Origin of the sequence: Amycolatopsis iheyensis (assembly GCF_024703995.1) — a bacterium.
GTDB lineage: Bacteria > Actinomycetota > Actinomycetes > Mycobacteriales > Pseudonocardiaceae > Amycolatopsis > Amycolatopsis iheyensis.
In genome coordinates this window covers 459,017-477,695 of sequence record NZ_JAMXQV010000004.1, presented here as the reverse complement: position 1 = coordinate 477,695, position 18,679 = coordinate 459,017, and the positions used below count along the sequence as shown (strand labels likewise).

The window sequence follows — 18,679 nt, the reverse complement described above, 5'->3', positions numbered from 1 at the left end:
GTGCGTTGGGCAATGGTTGGCGCACGGTCAGACGGCGCATCCTGACACCGAACGTCGCGGAGACCTCGCTGGAAAAGCGTGGTTTCCACCGGAAGAGCCCGGCCGCGCAAGAACGGCTCGAGACGATCGGGGAGAAGTTCCTCCTCGGGTACGCGCACGCCGTCGAGGCGAAGTCGGCCGAGCAGGCCGAAGGATGGCTCGAAGAAATCGAGCCGCAGTTCCGCGGATTCGCCTACGAGGGCGCCGGAATGGGCTACGGGGTGCTCGACGGGCTGCCCTTCGGCAAAAGCACGAACACCGCCGAATTCCTGGCCGGCCCCGGCGAGCGGCACGACTACATCATCTACGTCGGCGTCGGCTGGGCGATGGCCCGGCTCCCGCGCTTCGCGTGGCCCAAGGCTTCGGCGTTCGACCCGCTGCTGCGCTGGCTGCTGCTCGACGGCTACGGCTTCCACCAGGCGTACTTCAAGACCGGCAAGTACATCGGGCAGCAGCACCAGGACCGGGACTTCCCGTGGCCGGACCGGCGCTACGCCGGCTACGCGCTGCGGGCCATCGACCAGGGCATCGGCCGGGCGCTGTGGTTCATCTGCGGCACCGACGTCGCCCTGGTGACCAAGACGATCGAACAGTTCCCCGAGTCGCGCCACGGCGACCTCTACGCCGGGGTCGGGCTGGCCTCGACCTACGCGTGCGGGGTCACCGCCGACGAGCTGGCGGAACTGGTCGACCGGGCCGGCATCCACCACGGGCCGCTGGCGCAGGGAAGCGCCTTCGCCGCCGAGTGCCGGGTGCGCGCGGGCCTGATGATCCCGGAGACCGAGATGGCGACCCGGGCGATCTGCGGGCTCCCGGCCGAGCGCGCGGCGGCCATCACCCAAGAGGTCCGGCCGGCGGTGGTCGTCGACGGTGACGACGTCCCGGCGTTCGAAATCTGGCGGCGGCGGATCGCCGACGAAATCCTCACGCACGGAGGTGGGCACGAATGACCGCGACCTTGGGCCGGCTGCGCAAGCAGCTGGCGGGCATCGTGGCGCTGGCGCTGATGATCAGCCTGTTCCTGGTCGCGCGCCTGCCCGGTGTCTCGGCCGCAGAACAGGACTCGATGGCGGGCAAGTTCCACTTCACGCCGATGACGATCGCCTTGCCCGCGGCGAACAAGTCGCAGTCGATCCGGACGGTGAACAAGGCGTACGAGAACATCTCCGCGTGGATCTCGTCGGTCGGCGCCGCGGTCGCGATCAACGACATCAGCGGCAGCGGCAAGGCCAACGACCTCTGCCTCGTCGACACCCGTAGCGACCAGGTCGTCATCACGCCGACGCCGGACTCCGGCCCGCGGTACGCGCCCTTCGCGCTCGATCCCGCGCCGACCCTGCCGACGTGGGACCACATGGCGCCGATGGGCTGCGTCCCCGGTGACTACAACGAAGACGGCCGGACCGACATCCTGGCCTACTACTGGGGCCGCACCCCGGTCCTGTTCCTGCAGAAGGCCAACGCGACGAAGTTCGACGCCTCGGCCTTCCAGCCGACCGAGCTGGTGCCGGGCGACAACCGCGGCCCGGACGGCAAGTACACCGGTCCGATGTGGAACACCGACTCGGTGACCATCGGCGACTTCGACGGCGACGGGCACGTCGACGTCTTCGTCGGGAACTACTTCCCGGACAGCAAGGTCCTCGACCCGAACGCCGACGGCGGCGTCACGATGAACCAGTCGATGTCGCACGCGGTGAACTCCGGCGGCAAGTACATCTTCCGCTGGAACGGGGCCACGGCCGGGGCGAACCCGAGCGCGCAGTTCGTCGACGCCTCCGAGGGCATCCCGGAGAAGGCACGCCTCGGCTGGACGCTGGCCTCCAGCGCCACCGACGTCGACGGCGACAACCTGCCGGAGCTCTACATCGCCAACGACTTCGGGCACGACCACCTGCTGTACAACAAGTCCACGCCGGGCCACATCCAGCTCGGCGAGGTCACCGGCGTCCGTGGGGTCACCGACCCGAAGTCGAAGGTGCTGGGCAACGACTCCTTCAAGGGCATGGGCGTCGACTTCGGCGACCTGAACCACGACGGGCTCTACGACCTGTTCGTCAGCAACATCACCACGTCGTGGGGCATCGAAGAGTCGAACTTCCAGTTCATGAACACCGCGAAGGACGCCGCGGACCTGCGCAAGCAGCTGGCCGGCGGGGTCGCGCCGTTCGAGGACAAGAGCGGGAGCGACGGAACCGCCTGGTCCGGCTGGGGCTGGGACGTCAAGATCCAGGACTTCAACAACAGCGGCGAGAACCAGATCGCGCAGGCGACCGGGTTCGTCAAGGGCCAGGTCAACCGCTGGCCCAACCTGCAGGAGCTCGCCACGGCGCACGACGGCCTGGTGTCCAACCCGTTCTGGTGGCCGAACGCCCGCGCCGGCGACGACATCGCCGGCGACCAGACCCTGCACTTCTTCGCGAAGAGCGCGGACGGCCGGTACACCGACCTCGCGCCGCAGCTGGGACTGGCGGTTCCCGTGCCCACCCGCGGCATCGGCGTCGGCGACACCGACGGCGACGGCCTGCCCGAGTTCGCGGTGGCGCGGCAGTACGAAGCGCCGATCTTCTACCACAACGACAGCCCGAACCCCGGCAAGTACCTGCAGCTGAAGCTGACCACCGACGCCCCGGTGGCCCCGGGCACGCTGCCCGCGGCCGGCAACCCGGCGATCGGCGCCCAGGCCACCGTGACGACCTCGGACGGCAAGAAGTACCTCGGCCGGGTCGACGGCAGCAGCGGCGAGGCCGGCCGGCGCAGCTTCGACGTCCAGATCGGGCTCGGCCACGACGTCCAAGGCCCGCTCGACGTGCACCTGCAGTGGCGGGACCGCACCGGGCAGGTGCGGACCCAGGACCTGAAGCTGCAGCCCGGCTGCCACATGTACCGGCTCGGCTCCACGGCGACGGAAGAGATGTGACCGGCATGGCTACCCCCAACCTGACCAAAGTGGACACCGCACCACCGAAACGGACGAACAAGGTCGTCACCGCGCTGAGGCGGTTCGCGATCTCGATCACCATCTTCAACATCCTGGGCTACACCGTGCTCGGCTTCGAGCAGCCGTGGCTGTACCCGTTCCTCGCGCTGGCGACCGCGTACACCACCGAGATCGCCCTGGAGACCATCAACGCCCGGGTGACCCACCGCGAAGTGCGCTTCCGCGGCAACGGGTTCCGCGGCCTGGTGGAGTTCCTGTTCCCGGCGCACATCACCGGGCTCGCGCTGAACATGCTCACCTACGTCAACGACCGCTGGCTGGTCATGGTCTTCGGCGTGGTCGTCGCGGTCGGTGCCAAGTGGGTCCTGCAAGCCCCGGTGTACGGCCGGATGCGGCACTACATGAACCCGTCGAACTTCGGCATCACGATCATCCTGCTGGTGTTCCCGTGGGCCAGCATCGCCCCGCCGTACCACTTCAGCGAGAAGGTCGACACCTGGGTCGGCTGGCTGATCGTCGGCGTCATCCTGGCGTCGGGCACGATGCTCAACGCGATGCTCACCGGCCGCGTGTTCCTCATCGCGGGGTGGCTGAGCTTCTTCGTGATCCAGGCCGTGCTGCGCGGCTTCCTGTTCGGCACCGCCATCCCCGGCGCGCTGGGGATGGCCACCGGGATCGCGTTCGTGCTCTACACGAACTACATGGTGACCGACCCCGGCACCTCGCCGTCGAAACCGGCGTCGCAGTTCGCGTTCGGCGCCGGGGTGGCCCTCACGTACGGGTTCTTCACCGCCGTGCACGTGGCTTACGGGCTGTTCCTGGCCACCGCGACGGTGTGCCTGATCCGCGGGGCGTTCCTGTGGGCCCTGCACTTCTCGAACAAGGCGCGGATCGAGTTCGAGGCCACGCAGAAGGCCAAGCTCGAGCTGGCCCCGCCTGCCGAAGACGGCAAGCCGGGAGCCGTCGCGGCATGACCGGCCCGCAGCACGAAGCCCGGGCGGCGCGCACCGCGCCGCCCGGGCCGCCGCGCCGGGCGACGTTCCGGTTGCTGAAGCAGCTCTTCACCGACCGGCTCGCGCTCATGGGCGACAACGCCGAGGCCTACGGCGACGTCGTCCGCATCGCCATCGGACCGAAGGCGATGTACCTGGTCAACCACCCGGACGTGGCCAAGCACGTCCTCGCCGACAACGCCGCGAACTACCACAAGGGCATCGGCTTGCAGGAGGCCCGCCGGGCCCTCGGCGACGGCCTGCTCACCAGCGACGGGGAGACCTGGCGCCGGCAGCGCCGCACCATCCAGCCGGCCTTCCAGCCCAAGCGGATCTCGCGGCAGGCCGGGATCGTGGCGTCCGAAGTGGACGCACTGGTCCGGCGGCTGGCCGCGCACGAGGAACCGGTCGAGATCCTGCACGAGATGACCGGGCTGACCCTCGGCGTGCTCGGCAAGACGCTGCTCGACGCCGAGCTAGGTGGCTACGACTCGCTGGGCCACTCGTTCGAAGCCGTGCAGGACCAGGCGATGTTCGAGGCCGTGACGCTGAGCATGGTCCCGCAGTGGGTGCCGCTCAAGAAACAGCTCGAGTTCCGCACCGCACGCGACGACCTGCGCCGGATCGCCGACGAGCTCGTCGAGCAGCGGCTGGCGAACCCGGTCGAAGCCGGCGAGGACGTGCTGTCCCGGCTGATCGCGTCCGGGTCCGCGCAGGGCGCGTCGCGGGAACGGATGCGCGACGAGCTGATCACCCTGCTGCTGGCCGGGCACGAGACGACGGCGAGCACGCTCGGCTGGGCGTTCCACCTGATCGACGAGCACCCCGAGGTCGGCGCGCGGCTGCACGCCGAAGCCGTCGAGGTGCTCGGCGACCGGCTGCCCGAGCACGAGGACCTGCGGCGGCTGACCTACACGGTGGCGGTCGTCGAGGAGGTCATGCGGCTCTACCCGCCGGTGTGGCTGCTGCCGCGGATCGCCCAGGCCGACGACGAGATCGGCGGGTACCACGTGCCGGCCGGCTCCGACGTCGTCGTGGTGCCCTACACGCTGCACCGGCACCCGGGCTTCTGGCCCGACGCCGAGCGCTTCGACCCGGACCGGTTCACCGCCGCGGAGCGGCCACCGCGCTACGCCTACATCCCGTTCGGCGCCGGGCCGAGGTACTGCATCGGCAACAGCCTCGGGGTGATGGAGGCGGTCTTCGTGCTGGCGACCGCGGCGCGGGACCTGGAGCTGCGCAAGGTGCCGGGCAAGGTCGTCGAACCCGAGGCGATGCTTTCGCTGCGGGTGCGCGGCGGGCTGCCGATGACCGTGCACCGCCGGGACCGGACGCGGCGGTCCGAAGCAGCCTGACGTCTACTGTGGACACTCGATGAGGAGGTAGGCCGGTGCAACCCGAGGCCACCGAAGAAGAACGCGTGAAGAACCTGACCCTCGAGGCCTTCGCGGACACGATCGTGCCGGGGGAGAAGCGGGACCCCGGCGACCGGGCGATCGCCGGGGCCGCCCCCGGGCCGGGCTCGGTGGCGGCGGGTGCGCTCGAGCTGCTGAACTTCGACGCGACCGGCGTCACCGCCGGCCTGCCCTACCTCGCGCAGTCGCTCAACGACCACGCGAAGTCCTACGCGGGCGAGGCCGAGCTGGACCTCGACCACGACGTCCCGCCGTTCGTCGCGCTGCCGTACGAGCACCGGCGGGAGCTGGTGCGCACGCTGACCGCGCCGGGGCACCCGGAGAAGGACGGCTGGGTCAGCCTCGCCCTGTTCTGCAACATGGCCTACGACAGCGCCGCGCACCGGCACACCGCCGAAGCCATCCGCGACGGGCACCCGGGCCTGCTGGCCCTGGGGTACCGGGCACCGGACGCGGACGGGTTGTGGCGGTTCCCGAAGTACGGCTACGGCCGGAAGCTGGCCGAACTCCACCCGGACACCACCGCATCGGGGAGCCCCGCATGAGCACAGTCGAAAAGACCGACGTCGTCATCGTCGGCAGCGGATTCGGCGGGTCCATCCCCGCCTACCACCTCGCCGCGGGCGGGGCGAAGGTCACCGTGCTCGAACGCGGGCCGTGGCTGGCCGCGAACGACTTCGAGCACGACTACCTGCTCGGCTCGTCCTACACCCGGGTGTTCGACTTCGTCGTCGGCGACGGGATGAGCGTGCTCGGCGGCAACTGCGTCGGCGGCGGCAGCGTGGTGTACTTCGCCGCGATGCCGCGGGCGCCGAAGTTCGTCTTCGAGCGCCACGGCAGCATCGGGCGGCGCATGTGGCCGTCGGCCATCTCCCGCGACGCGCTGGAGCCGTGGTACGACCGCGTCGACGAGTCGCTGCCGGTGTCCACCCAGGACTGGAACGACGTCTCCTACGCCGGTGGCCTGTGGGCCGCCGCCTGCCACCACTCCGGGCGCACCGCGAACCCGGCGCCGGTCGCGGTGGACAACGCCCACTGCGTCAACTGCAACTTCATGATGGCGGGCTGCCGGTTCGACGCCAAGCGCTCGCTGCTGACGAACTACCTGCCCGCGGCGCTGGCCCACGGCGCGAAGATCCGGCCGCTGCACGAGGTCCAGCGCCTCGAGCGGACCGAGGACGGCGGCTACCGCGTCCACTTCGACACGGTCGACGAAGAGGACTACCGGATCCACACCGGCAGCGGTGTCCTGGAGGCGAAGGTGGTCATCATCGCCGCCGGCGCCGGGGCCACCCCGGTGATCCTGCAGCGCTCGGAGGCCACGCTGGGCACCATGCCCCACGGTGTCGGGCGGTACTTCTCCGGCAACGGCGAGCGGCTCAACACCGCGATCATCGACGAGGACCGCGTCCGCGAGGTGCTCGGACTGTCCCGTGAGGACGGTCCGGTGTACTCGGCCAACCACATCGGCAAGGGCCCGACCGTCGCGAACTGGGACAAGCTCGACGGGTCGCTGCCGGAGTACGAGCGGTATTCGCTGGAGCAGCTGTACTTCCCGCCCGGCCTGGGCACGATCCTCGCCCAGGTCCCCGGCGGCGAGGAGCCGCGCTGGTTCGGGGCGCAGAAGAAGGAGATCCTCAACCGGTGGGCCAACTGGCTGACGATCTTCCTGATGACCGAGGACGACAACGAGGGCGTCTTCGGCGCCCCGCCGCCCACCGGCAACGCCTACCGCATCTCGCAGCAGATGCTCGGCCGCGGCTCGCTGCGCTACGACCCGACGCCGAACACGCTCCACGGCTGGGAGCTCGCGGACGCGGACTGCAAGGCCATCATCGAGAAGGACGGCCTGGCGAAGGTCGCGCCGTGGACTAACGACGTCGTCGGGGCGTACACGGTGCACCCGCTGGCCTCGTGCCGGATCGGGGACGACGCCGCGACGTCGGCCCTGCACCCGAACCACGAGCTGCGCAACCACCCCGGGATCTTCGTGACCGACAGCGCGTCGGTCCCGGGCGCGCTGACCGTGAACCCGGCGATGACCGTCGCGGCGCTCGCCGAGCGGTCGATCCCCGGCATCGTCCGGGCCCTCCAGGACCGCGGGGTCGACGTCAAGTACGGCGCCCCGTCGCCGGACGGGTCGATCACCGGACGGCGCGCGGTGTCCAAACTGGACCTCGTCGCCGGGAACTGAAGCCGCGGAAGGAGAAGGACGGATGGCACCGGGACTGGTGCGCGTCGCCCTGCGGCGGACGCTGCGGGACGTGCGCTACGTGGAGGCCGTGCGGCCGCGCCGGGCGCGCGGCCTGGTCCGGGACGTCTACCGGCAGCTCGAGCGGGACTTCGGGATGCTGGCGCCGCCGGTGGCTCTGCACTCGGCAGCCCCGGAGGCGCTGGCCGCCGCGTGGGTGCTGCTGCGTGAGTCGCTCGTCGCGGGCGGCCTGACGAGCCGGGCGGAACGGGAGGTGGTCGCTTCGGCGGTCTCGGCGGCCAACGCGTGCCCGTATTGCGTGGAAGTGCACGGGATGGCGCTGGGCGCGCTCGGCGAAGCCGGCGCGGCGGCGGCGATCGGGACGGGTGAGCTCGCCGCGATCACGGACCCGGGCACGCGCGCGCTCGCCGCGTGGTCGCGGGGCGAGGGGCCGCTGCCGCCCGCCGTGTCCCGGGGCGCGGCGGCGGAGCTGGCCGCGGTCGCCGTGGCCTTCCACTACCTCAACCGGGTGGTGAGCCTCTTCCTCGGGCCGTCGCCGCTGCCGGACCAGGTTCCCGCGGCCGCCCGCGAACCGGCGAAAGCCGTCCTGGGGTTCTTCCTGAAGCCCGGGGAGCCGCCGGTCGCGGGGAAGTCGTCGGCCCTCCTGCCGCCGGCGGCGACCGACGGCCCGGGGTGGGCCACCCCCGGCGGCGTCCTCGCCGACGCGTTCGCGCGCGTCGCGGCGGCGTTCGAAGCGGCCGGGGAGCGGGTGCTGGCCCCGCGGGTGCGCGACCTGGTCCGTCGCGAGCTCAAGGCGTGGGACGGCAGGCCGCCGGGACTCGGCCGCGCCTGGGCGACCGAAGCGGTGGCCGAGCTGCCCGAAGCGGAGCGCGCGGCGGGTCGGTTCGCGGTGCTGGTGGCCAAGGCGGCCTACCAGGTGGACGCCGACGTGGTCGCCGCCGTCCGTCGCGAATGGAGCGACGATCGGGCGCTGGTCGAAGCGGCGTCGTGGGTCGCGTTCACCGCCGCGGCCGAACTGGGTGGCCGGCTGCCGGTCCGCCCGTGAAGAGAAGACGATTCGCCCCGCCAAGGGCGATGCTCGAAGAGCCGGGTCGCGAGCCGGAGGTGCGGCAGCACCGGGAACACCGACGCGGAGTCCGGGCCATGGCCCGCCCTCCGGCCCGCGACCCCGGCCATCCGCGGCCGTGGCGCGGTGGTGCTCCTTCCGGTCACCGGGCTCGGCGGTATTCAGAATTCGCAACGGTGAGAGGACAAACGGGTGACTGACACCACGGGAGTGATCGCCGACCTGACCGCCGAGGCCGCCGAGGTCGACGCGCTCGTCGCGGGCCTCACGGAAGCGGAGTGGGACACCCCCACGCCCGCGCCCGGCTGGAGCGTCCGGCACCAGATCGGCCACCTCGCCTTCATCTTCCGGATCGCCGGGCTCTCGGCCGCCCAGCCCGAAGCCTTCGAACAGCTCACGGCTTCGCTGACCGGCGGCCTCGACGTCGCCGTCGAAGCGGCGCTGCAGGAGTACATCCACGATCCCGCCGAGGTGCTGCTGACCCGGTGGCGCGCCGAGCGCGACGCGGGCATCAAGGCCCTCGCCGCGGTGCCGGGCGACCGGCTGGTGCCGTGGCTGGTGAACCCGCTGCCGCCGTACGTGCTCGCCTGCGCCGGGATGATGGAGCTGTTCGGCCACGGGCAGGACGTGGCCGACGCCCTCGGCGTGCGGCCGGTGCGCACCGACCGGATCAAGCACCTGTGCGGCTTCGCCGTCCGGGTCCGCGACTTCGGTTACGAGGCACGCGGGCTGGAGCCGCCCGCCGAGGAGTTCCGCTACGAGCTGACCGGCCCCTCCGGCGCGGTCTGGACCTTCGGGCCGGCGGACGCCACCCAGCGGGTCACCGGCAGTGCCGAGGACTTCTGCCTGCTCGTCACGCGCCGGCGGCACCACGCCGATCTCGACGTGCGTGCCGAGGGCGCGCTCGCCGAAGCGTGGCTGGACGTCGCGCAGGCCTATCGCGGGCCGGCGGGCGAAGGCAGGCAGCCGGGCCAGTTCACTCGTTGATCGACCTTTGCAGACAGTCGGTTCCGTTGTTCCGCACTGCTTTCCGCGGACCGCGGGCAGGAACCGAGAAGACCGCCGGACCGGTGGCGGCCATGCTGTGCCGGTGGGTGGACGTGCAGAACCGGCATCGGAAGCCGGCGGGGCCGTGCGAGTCCCGGCGAACGGGGTTTGAAGAGCCAGTGGGAGTGCGGTGGCATGAGCGTTGAGCGGATTTCGATCGTCGGGATCGGTCTGAAGTACCCCGACGCGGGTTCCCCGGCGGAACTCTGGGAGAACGTGCTGGCCGGTCGCAGGGCCTTTCGCCGGCTGCCCGACGAGCGGATGAACCGGGCGGACTACTACTCACCCGACCCGAAGGCGCCGGACCGCTTCTACGCCCAGAAGGCGGCGGTGCTGCGCGGCTACGAGTTCGACCGGGTGGCGCACAAGATCGCGGGCAGCACCTTCCGGGCCACCGACACCACGCACTGGCTGGCCCTGGAGGTCGCCGCGGCGGCACTGGCCGACGCCGGGTTCGCCGAAGGGGACGGCACCCCGAAGCCGTCCACCGGCGTCGTCATCGGCAACAGCCTGACCGGCGAGTTCTCCCGCGCGAACATCATGCGGCTGCGCTGGCCGTACGTGCGCCGCACGGTCGCCGCCGCGCTGGCCGGGCGCGGCTGGGGCGACGAGGAGACCGCCGAGTTCCTCCGCGAGCTCGAGGTCCAGTACAAGGAACCCTTCCCGGAGATCAACGAGGACTCCCTGGCGGGCGGCCTGGCGAACACCATCGCCGGGCGCGTGTGCAACTACTTCGACTTCCGCGGTGGCGGTTTCACCGTGGACGGCGCCTGCTCCTCGTCGCTGCTTTCGGTCGCCACCGCGGCGAACGCGCTCGTCCAGGGCGACCTCGATCTCGCCATCGCCGGCGGGGTCGACCTGTCGATCGACCCGTTCGAGGTGATCGGCTTCGCGAAGACCGGGGCGCTGGCCAAGCGCGAGATGAAGGTCTACGACGCCGACTCGAACGGCTTCTGGCCGGGTGAAGGCTCGGGCATGCTCGTGCTGATGCGTGAAAGCGACGCGATCGAGCAGAACAAGCGCATCTACGCCTCGATCGGCGGCTGGGGCGTGTCCTCCGACGGCAAGGGCGGCATCACGCGGCCCGAGGCGGCCGGCCACCGCCTGGCCCTCCAGCGCGCCTACCAGCGCGCCGGCTACGGCGTCGAGACCGTCTCCTACTTCGAAGGGCACGGCACCGGCACCGAGCTGGGCGACGCCACCGAGATCGAAGCGCTCTCCACCGCCCGCGGCGACGCCGACCCGCAGGCGAAGCCCGCGGCGCTGTCGACCATCAAGGGCAACATCGGCCACACGAAGGCCGCCGCGGGGGTGGCCGGCCTGATCAAGGCCACCCTCGCGGTGTACCACCAGGTGATCCCGCCGGGCACCGGGCACTTCGAGCCGCACGAGTCGCTGACCGGCTCCGCGGCCCGGATGTACGTCCCGAGCGAGGCGACGCTGTGGCCGGCGGACCAGCCGGTGCGCGCCGGGGTTTCGGCGATGGGCTTCGGCGGGGTCAACTCGCACGTCACCGTCACCGAAGGCCCGAACGCGGCGCGCCGTCGTGAGCTCGACGAGCACTCGCGCGCCCTGGTCTCCGGACGGCAGGACGCCGAGCTGCTGCTGTTCGACGCCGACGACGTCGCCGCGCTCCGCGACCGCGTCGCCGCGGTGCTCGAGTTCGTGCCGAAGCTGTCCTTCGCGGAGCTGACCGACCTCGCCGGGCAGCTCGCCGGCGAGCTCGCCGACCGGCCGGTGCGGGCCGCCGTCGTCGCCGGCGACCCGGAGCAGGCCGAACGCCGGCTCACCGCCCTGGTGGCGGGGCTGGAGTCGGGCGACTCCGTGTTCTCGGCCACCGAAGGCATCTTCGCGAGCAGCCGCACGTCGGCGCCGAAGATCGGCTACCTGTTCCCGGGCCAGGGTTCCGGCCGCGGCGGCGAAAGCGCGCTGCGGCGCCGGTTCTCCTCCGCCGCCGAGATCCACCGGGCGGCCGGCCTGCCCACCGGTGGCGACCAGGTCGCGACCGAGGTCGCGCAGCCTCGCATCGTGGCCGGGTCGCTCGCCGGGCTGCGCGTGCTGCGCGAGTTCGGCGTCGAAGCCGACTCCGCGACCGGGCACAGCCTCGGCGAGCTGACCGCCCTGCACTGGGCCGGCGCGCTGGACGAGCGGGTCCTGCTCCGGCTGGCCAAGGTGCGCGGCGAAGTGATGGCCGCTTCGGGCGACGGCTCCGGGGCGATGGCCGGGATCGCCGCTTCGCCCAGCCGGGTCGAAGAGCTGGGCCTGGGCGACGACGTCGTCATCGCCGGCTACAACGCCCCCGAGCAGACCGTCCTGTCCGGCTCGGTCGAAGCGATCGAGCGGATCGTGGCCCGGGCGAAGGCCCAGGGGTTCGGCGCGTCGCGGCTCAAGGTCTCGCACGCCTTCCACTCGCCCGCCGTCGAGCCGGCCGCCCGCGAGATGACCGAGCGGCTCGGCGAGTTCACGTTCGCGCGCCTCCAACGGCCGGTGGTCTCGACGGTCAGCGGCGACCTGCTGCACGCCGCCGAGGACCTGCCCGAGCTGTTGCGGGAGCAGATCGTGGCGCCCGTCCGCTTCCGCGAGGCCGCGGCCCGGCTGGCCGAGCGCAGCGACCTGGTCGTCGAGGTCGGGCCCGGCCGGGTGCTGACCGGGCTGTTCGAGGAGATCGCCCCCGACACCCCGGTGCTGGCGATCGACACCGACAACACGTCGCTGGCCCCGCTGCTGCGGGTCCTCGCCGCGGCGTTCGCGCTCGGCTCGCCGATCGCCGTCGAAGCGCTCTTCGCCGGCCGCGTCACCCGGCGCCTGCCGGAGGACGGGGTGTTCAGCTTCCTGACCAGCCCGTGCGAGGCCGCGCCGACCATCGACAGCGCGCTCGCCGCCGAGCTGGCCGCGGAGAACGCGCAGGCCGAGGACGCCGACGCCGCCGAGGCGGCCGGTGGCAGCTCCACTCTCGACCTGCTCCGCAAGCTCGCCGCCGACCGCGTCGAGCTCCCGCTGGAGACGGTCACCGCCGACACCCACCCGCTGGACGACCTGCACCTGTCGTCGATCACGGTCGGCCAGCTGGTCAACGACGTCACCCGGGCGCTGGGCCGCCCGCCGCTGGAGGGCATGCCGAACTTCGCCACCGTCTGCCTCGGCGAGCTCGCCGAGATGATCGACGAGCTGGCGCAGACGGCGGGCACGGAGGCGGAGAGCCAGGACGAGGCCCCGGGCGTCGGTCCGTGGGTGCGGCCGTTCGCGATCGAGTACGTGTCCACGCCGCGCCCGGCCGCCGTCGGCCTCGCGGCGGGCGGCACCGACCAGTGGCAGGTCTTCTCGACGCCGGGGCACTCGCTGGCCGAACCGCTGCGGGCCGCGTTGTCCGCCGCGGGCGTCGGCGAAGGCGTCGCACTCTGCCTGCCTTCCGACTGCGACGACTCCCACGTCGGGTTGTTCCTCGAGGCCGCGCGTGCGGTGCTGGCCGCCCCGACCGGCACCCGCTTCGCCGTCGTGCACCACGGCTACGGCGCTGCGGGCCTGGCCAAGACCCTGCGCCTCGAAGACCCGTCGGCGAAGACCACGATCGTCGACCTGGCCGACCCCGAGCCCGCCGCGGTGGACGCCGCCGTGGCCACGGTGGTCGCCGAGGTCGCCGCGACCACGGACTTCACCGAAGCCCGGTACGACGCGAGCGGCAGCCGGACCGTGCCGAGGCTCGCCGCGCGGCCCGCCGCGCCCGCCGGCCCGGTCCAGGAGGCGCTGGACCAGGGCGACGTCCTGCTCGTCACCGGTGGCGGCAAGGGCATCACCGCGGAGAGCGCGCTGGCACTGGCCAAGGACTCCGGCGCCCGGCTGGCCCTGCTGGGCCGCAGCGACCCCGAGGCCGACACCGAGCTGGCCGAGAACCTCGACCGGATGGAAGCGGTCGGCATCCGCTACCGCTACGAGCGGGCCGACGTCACGGACGCGGCGCAGGTCGCCGAGGCCGTCTCCCGGATCGAGGCCGACCTCGGCCCGGTGACCGCGATCCTGCACGGCGCCGGCCGCAACGAGCCGGCCGCCCTGTTCAGCCTGACCGAGGACAGCTTCCGCAAGACGCTCGCCCCCAAGATCGGCGGTCTCGGCGCGGTGCTCGCCGCGGTGGACCAGGACCGGATCAAGCTGCTGGTGACCTTCGGCAGCATCATCGGCCGGGCGGGCCTGCGCGGGGAAGCGCACTACGCCACGGCGAACGACTGGATGACCGAGCTGACCCTGCGCTTCGGCCGGGAACACCCGCGGGCGCGGGCGATCGCGCTGGAGTGGTCGGTCTGGTCGGGCACCGGCATGGGCGAGAAGCTCGGCGTCGTCAGCGCCCTGATGCGCGACGGCATCACGCCGATCCCGATGGAGGAGGGCATCACCATCCTCCGCCAGGTGCTGGCCGACCCGGCCGCGCCGCCGGTGCTGGTGGTCTGCGGCCGCACGTCGGGCCTGGTCACGCTGCCGGTCCAGAAGCGCGAGCTGCCGCTGACCCGGTTCGTCGACCGCGCAGTCGTGCACTACCCGGGTGTCGAGCTGATCACCGAGGCCGACCTGTCCGAGGGCAGCGACCCGTACCTGACCGACCACCTGCTCGACGGGCAGCTGCTGTTCCCGGCGGTGCTCGGCATGGAGGCGATGACGCAGGCCGCCGCGGCCACGCTCGACCGGACCGGCGCCCCGGTGTTCGAGGACGTCGAGTTCCTCCGGCCGATCATCGTGTCGCCGGGCGGGTCGACCACGATCCGGCTGGCCACGCTGGTGCGTGACGCCGAGACGGTGGACGTGGTGCTCCGCAGCGAGGAGACCGGGTTCAGCGCCGACCACTTCCGGGCCCGGCTGAACTTCGCGCGCCCGGCCGAGCTGGGCGAGCGGGTGGCCCGCGACGTCGCGCTGCCCGCGGTGCCGGTGGAGCCGATCAGCGAGCTGTACGGGTCGGTCCTGTTCCAGGGCAAGCGGTTCCAGCGGGTGCTGGGCTACCGCCGCGCCAGTGCCCGGCACGCCGTCGCCGAGATCGCCACGGCGGCCGACGTCGACTGGTTCGCCCCGTTCCTGCCGCAGGAAAAGCTGCTCGCCGACCCGGGCACGCGGGACGCGATGATGCACGCCATCCAGTGCTGCGTCCCGGACGCCACGCTGCTCCCGCAGGGCGTCGAGCGGCTGTACCTGGCCGAGCCGGGCAGCCAGCACAAGGACTACGTGCTGCTGGACGCCAGGGAGCGGCTCCAGGACGGCGACAGCTACGTCTACGACCTCGACGTCCGCAACCCGGACGGCACCGTGGTGGAGCGCTGGGAAGGGCTCAAGCTGCGGGCGGTCGGCAAGCGTGACGGCGCCGGTCCCTGGGCCCCGTCGATGCTCGGGTCGTACCTGGAGCGGGCCTGCGAACGGCTGCTCGGCGGGCAGCGCGCGGTGGTGCTGGAGCCGGACCCGGTCGACGCCCCCGCCGAAGGCACCGCCGAACGCCGGGCGCAGACGGCGCTCGCCGCCGGCCGGGCGCTGGACCGGCCCGTCACCGTCCGCTACCGCCCGGACGGCAAGCCCGAGCTGGACGGCGTCGACGTCACGGCGTCGCACACCTCGCGGCTGACCCTGGTGGTGGCCGGCACCGGCCCGGTCGCCTGCGACATCGAGACGGCGGTCGAACGGTCCGAAGAGGACTGGGCGGGCCTGCTCGGCACGGACCTGCTGGCGGTGGGCCGCCTGCTGGCCGCCGACGCCGGCGAGCCGCTCGCCGTGGCGAACACGCGGGTGTGGAGCGCGCTGGAGTGCGTCCGCAAGACCGGCGGCATGACGCAGGCCCTGACCGTCCGCCAGGTCGATCCCGACGGGTGGGCGCTGCTGGCCTGCGGCAGCGGCCGGATCGCCACCTGGTCGACCACCGTCAACGACCGGACCGACCCGATCGTCTTCGCGGTGCTCCACGCAGAGGAGAGCTGAAGATGTCCGACTACTTCGAGATCCGCCACACGGTCGGCTTCGAAGAGACCAACCTGGTGGGCAACGTCTACTACGTGAACTACGTGCGCTGGCAGGGCCGGTGCCGCGAGATGTTCCTCAAGGACAAGGCTCCGGCCGTGCTGGAGGAGATCCGCGCCGACCTGAAGCTGTTCACGCTCAAGGTCGACTGCGAGTTCTTCGCGGAGATCACCGCGTTCGACGAGCTGTCGATCCGGCTGCGGCTGGAGGAGCTGACGCAGACCCAGATCCAGTTCACGTTCGACTACGTCCACCTGCACCCCGACGGTGAGCGCCTGGTCGCCCGCGGGCGGCAGCGGATCGCCTGCATGCGCGGCCCCAACACGGCGACGGTGCCCTCGCGGGTGCCCGAGCAGCTCCTCGAAGCCCTGGCGCCGTACGCGACCGCGGGTGCCGTGAACGGGAGGGGAGTCTGACGTGACGAACGATCCGAGCCGCGTCCCCGACCGGGGGGTGCTCAAGCGGCTGCCCGCCTCACCCGCGCGGCGCGGGCTCTCGGAACAGCCCGCGCTCCGGCAGGTGCTGGCCCAGTTCGCGACCGGCGTCACCGTGCTCACCGCCGGCGGCGACGACGCGCACGGGATGACCGCGAACGCGTTCACGTCGGTGTCGCTGGACCCGCCGCTGGTGCTCTGCTGCGTGTCGCGGGCGGCGCGGATGCACACGGCCATCGTCACCGCGGGCTCGTTCGCGGTGAACGTCCTGGCCGCCGAGCAGCAGGAGCTTTCGAAGTACTTCGCCGACTGGCGCCGTCCCGACGGGCTCGCCCAGTTCGACGCGGTGGGCTGGACGGCGGGCGCCAAAACCGGCGCGCCACTGCTGAACGGCACGCTCGCGTGGCTGGAGTGCGAGCTGGCGCAGGTAAGCGCGGGTGGTGACCACTCGATCTTCCTGGGCCGGGTGGTCGCCACCGGCCGCGGCGCGGCGGAGCACGCCCTGGTCTTCTACGGCGGCCGCTACCACGAGGTCGACGGACGCGCCCGCGCGGCGTGACCGGCACCGAGGACGTCGATCGCCGGACGGGCCGGTGATCGGCCACGCAGGATGTGCGGTCCCGGCGCGCGCCGGCGGCCGACCGGAACGAGGAGGACCGGACATGATCGCCAGCGGATCCGAGAGCAACATCGAGGCCACGGCCGGGCCGGCGCGACCGGTGCCGCCCGCCGCGCCGGTCGACGACGGGGTCCGCACGTTCCCGCGGCTCGGCCGCGGGGTCGTGTGGGCGGACGTCGTCGCCGAAATCGCGCGGGACCGGCAGGCCGGGGACGTCCGGACCAAGGACGCCGCGTGAGCGGTGCCCGCGAATCCGGGGCGCAGCGCGCCGAAGACACCGAGGTGGTGCCGGTCCCGCCGGCGGCGAAGCAGGGCCGCCGCCGGCGGGACCGGACCGCGGACGGCGACGCCCGGCTGCTCGCCCTGGCGCCGGCGGCGCCGCCGGACATGCCCCTGCTGCGCGAGCAGCGTGAGGAGCTGCGAACCCGGATCGCCGAAGGCCGCTCCGAAGCGGTCCGGCGGCAGCACTCGCTCGGCAAGCTGACCGCCCGCGAGCGTCTCGGCCTGCTCCTCGACGAAGACTCGTTCATCGAGCTCGAGCCCTACCGCCGGCACCGTTCGGACGGGCCGGGGCTGGCGGCGAACCGCCCGCACACCGACGGGGTCGTCGCCGGCTCCGGCACGGTGGACGGGCGGCAGGTGTTCGTCTACGCGCAGGACTTCACCGTCTTCGGCGGTTCGCTCGGCGAAGCGCACGCGGCGAAGATCCACAAGGTCCTCGACCTCGCGATCGCGAACGGCGCGCCGGTGATCGCGCTGAACGACAGCGGCGGCGCCCGCATCCAGGAGGGCGTGCTCGCCCTCGACGGCTACGGCGGGATCTTCCGCCGCCAGGTCGACGCGTCCGGGGTGATCCCGCAGATCAGCGTCATCCTGGGCCCGTGCGCGGGCGGCGCGGCCTATTCGCCGGCACTGGCGGACTTCACCTTCATGGTGCGGGACACCGCACGGATGTACCTCACCGGCCCGGACGTCGTCGAGGCGGTCAGCGGCCGGCGCGTGACGCACGAGGAGCTCGGCGGCGCGGACGTGCACGGCTCCCTGTCCGGCGTCGCCACGGTGGTGCACGACGACGAGGAGACCTGCCTGGCCGACGTGCGGTACCTCGTCTCGCTGCTGCCGTCGAACTACCTGGAGGTGCCGCCGGCGGCCGACGGAACCGGGGCCAAGGACGACCACCGGCCGCGGCTGGCCGAGATCGTCCCGGTCGAGCCCAACCAGCCCTACGACATGCGGGACGTGTTCGCCGAGGTCGTCGACGACGGCGAGTTCTTCGAGCTGCACGAGGACTGGGCACGCAACGTGCTGTGCGCGCTGGCCCGCGTCGACGGCCGCGTGGTCGGCCTGGTCGGCAACCAGCCGGCGGTGTTCGCCGGCGTGCTCGACGGTCCCGCGTCCCAGAAGGCCGCCCGCTTCGTGCGCTTCTGCGACGCCTTCGGCATCCCGCTGGTCAGCTTCGTCGACGTGCCCGGCTTCCTGCCGGGGGTCGAGCAGGAGCAGGGCGGGATCATCCGGCAGGGCGCGCAGCTGCTGCACGCCTACTGCGAGGCGACGGTGCCCCGGATCCAGGTGATCGTGCGGAAGGCCTACGGCGGCGCGTACATCGTCATGGACTCGCGGTCGATCGGCACGGACCTTTCACTGGCGTGGCCGACCAACCAGATCGCCGTGATGGGCGCGGAGGGCGCGGTGAACATCCTCCACCGCCGCGAGCTGGCGGCGGCGGCCGACCCGGCGGCACTGCGGGCGGAGCTCGTGGCCGGGTACACGCGGGAGTACCTGAACGCCCACTACGCCGCGGAACGCGGACTCGTCGACGACATCATCGACCCCGCGGAGACCCGGGCGGCGGTGGCCAGGGGATTGGCCATGCTGCAGGACAAGCGCAAGCCTGGTCCCGTGCGCAAGCACGGCAACCAGCCGATCTGA

13 protein-coding genes are annotated in these 18,679 nt (G+C 72.4%); all 13 read left to right on the top strand.

Features of this window, described 5'->3' with window-relative positions; genetic code table 11:
* The first annotated feature begins 5 nt into the window (after positions 1-5).
* The 13 genes from M8542_RS11975 (at position 6) to M8542_RS11915 (ending at position 18,679) form a co-directional block, all read left to right on the top strand.
* On the top strand, positions 6-989 hold the full coding sequence (locus tag M8542_RS11975; RefSeq protein WP_276586276.1) for a DUF1702 family protein: 984 nt from the start codon (positions 6-8) through the stop codon (positions 987-989).
* The gene (locus tag M8542_RS11970; RefSeq protein ID WP_257920148.1) at positions 986-2,959 is read left to right on the top strand and encodes an FG-GAP repeat domain-containing protein; all 1,974 of its coding nucleotides are present in this window, start codon (positions 986-988) and stop codon (positions 2,957-2,959) included. Before M8542_RS11975 ends, M8542_RS11970 begins: the two co-directional genes overlap by 4 nt.
* 5 nt (positions 2,960-2,964) lie before the next feature.
* Entirely contained in the window at positions 2,965-3,954 is a 990-nt protein-coding gene (locus M8542_RS11965) for an enediyne biosynthesis protein (RefSeq protein ID WP_257920147.1), read from the top strand.
* Entirely contained in the window at positions 3,951-5,327 is a 1,377-nt protein-coding gene (locus M8542_RS11960) for a cytochrome P450 (RefSeq protein WP_257920146.1), read from the top strand. Before M8542_RS11965 ends, M8542_RS11960 begins: the two co-directional genes overlap by 4 nt.
* Before the next feature lie 35 nt (positions 5,328-5,362).
* Positions 5,363-5,932, top strand: a complete 570-nt coding sequence (locus M8542_RS11955) for a DUF5987 family protein (protein ID WP_257920145.1) — start codon at positions 5,363-5,365, stop codon at positions 5,930-5,932.
* Entirely contained in the window at positions 5,929-7,581 is a 1,653-nt protein-coding gene (locus M8542_RS11950) for a GMC family oxidoreductase (RefSeq protein WP_257920144.1), read from the top strand. Before M8542_RS11955 ends, M8542_RS11950 begins: the two co-directional genes overlap by 4 nt.
* Before the next feature lie 22 nt (positions 7,582-7,603).
* A complete protein-coding gene (locus M8542_RS11945) occupies positions 7,604-8,644 on the top strand; it encodes a carboxymuconolactone decarboxylase family protein (protein WP_257920143.1) in 1,041 nt (346 codons plus the stop codon).
* Between the two features lie 213 nt (positions 8,645-8,857).
* Positions 8,858-9,652 (top strand): TIGR03084 family metal-binding protein, encoded by a 795-nt coding sequence (locus M8542_RS11940; RefSeq protein WP_257920142.1) that lies wholly within the window; start codon positions 8,858-8,860, stop codon positions 9,650-9,652.
* A gap of 195 nt (positions 9,653-9,847) precedes the next feature.
* Positions 9,848-15,658, top strand: coding sequence for a type I polyketide synthase (locus M8542_RS11935; protein ID WP_257920141.1), 5,811 nt, complete (start codon positions 9,848-9,850; stop codon positions 15,656-15,658).
* Positions 15,659-15,660: 2 nt separating this feature from the next.
* The gene (locus tag M8542_RS11930; RefSeq protein ID WP_257920140.1) at positions 15,661-16,113 is read left to right on the top strand and encodes an acyl-CoA thioesterase; all 453 of its coding nucleotides are present in this window, start codon (positions 15,661-15,663) and stop codon (positions 16,111-16,113) included.
* 1 nt (position 16,114) lies between these two features.
* Positions 16,115-16,690 (top strand): flavin reductase family protein, encoded by a 576-nt coding sequence (locus M8542_RS11925; protein WP_257920139.1) that lies wholly within the window; start codon positions 16,115-16,117, stop codon positions 16,688-16,690.
* 103 nt (positions 16,691-16,793) lie between these two features.
* Positions 16,794-16,988: a DUF6222 family protein gene (locus tag M8542_RS11920; RefSeq protein ID WP_257920138.1), complete on the top strand. Its 195-nt coding sequence runs from the start codon at positions 16,794-16,796 to the stop codon at positions 16,986-16,988.
* Positions 16,985-18,679: an acyl-CoA carboxylase subunit beta gene (locus M8542_RS11915; protein WP_257920137.1), complete on the top strand. Its 1,695-nt coding sequence runs from the start codon at positions 16,985-16,987 to the stop codon at positions 18,677-18,679. The genes M8542_RS11920 and M8542_RS11915 overlap by 4 nt, the downstream gene beginning before the upstream one ends.

Excerpts from the sequence above, each read along its gene's own strand:
- M8542_RS11960 (WP_257920146.1), top strand. The coding sequence starts at position 3,951 with ATGACCGGCCCGCAGCACGAAGCCCGGGCGGCGCGCACCGCGCCGCCC.
- M8542_RS11950 (WP_257920144.1), top strand. The coding sequence starts at position 5,929 with ATGAGCACAGTCGAAAAGACCGACGTCGTCATCGTCGGCAGCGGATTC.
- M8542_RS11970 (WP_257920148.1), top strand. The coding sequence starts at position 986 with ATGACCGCGACCTTGGGCCGGCTGCGCAAGCAGCTGGCGGGCATCGTG.
- M8542_RS11965 (WP_257920147.1), top strand. The coding sequence starts at position 2,965 with ATGGCTACCCCCAACCTGACCAAAGTGGACACCGCACCACCGAAACGG.
- M8542_RS11945 (WP_257920143.1), top strand. The coding sequence starts at position 7,604 with ATGGCACCGGGACTGGTGCGCGTCGCCCTGCGGCGGACGCTGCGGGAC.
- M8542_RS11920 (WP_257920138.1), top strand. The coding sequence starts at position 16,794 with ATGATCGCCAGCGGATCCGAGAGCAACATCGAGGCCACGGCCGGGCCG.
- M8542_RS11935 (WP_257920141.1), top strand. The coding sequence starts at position 9,848 with ATGAGCGTTGAGCGGATTTCGATCGTCGGGATCGGTCTGAAGTACCCC.
- M8542_RS11930 (WP_257920140.1), top strand. The coding sequence starts at position 15,661 with ATGTCCGACTACTTCGAGATCCGCCACACGGTCGGCTTCGAAGAGACC.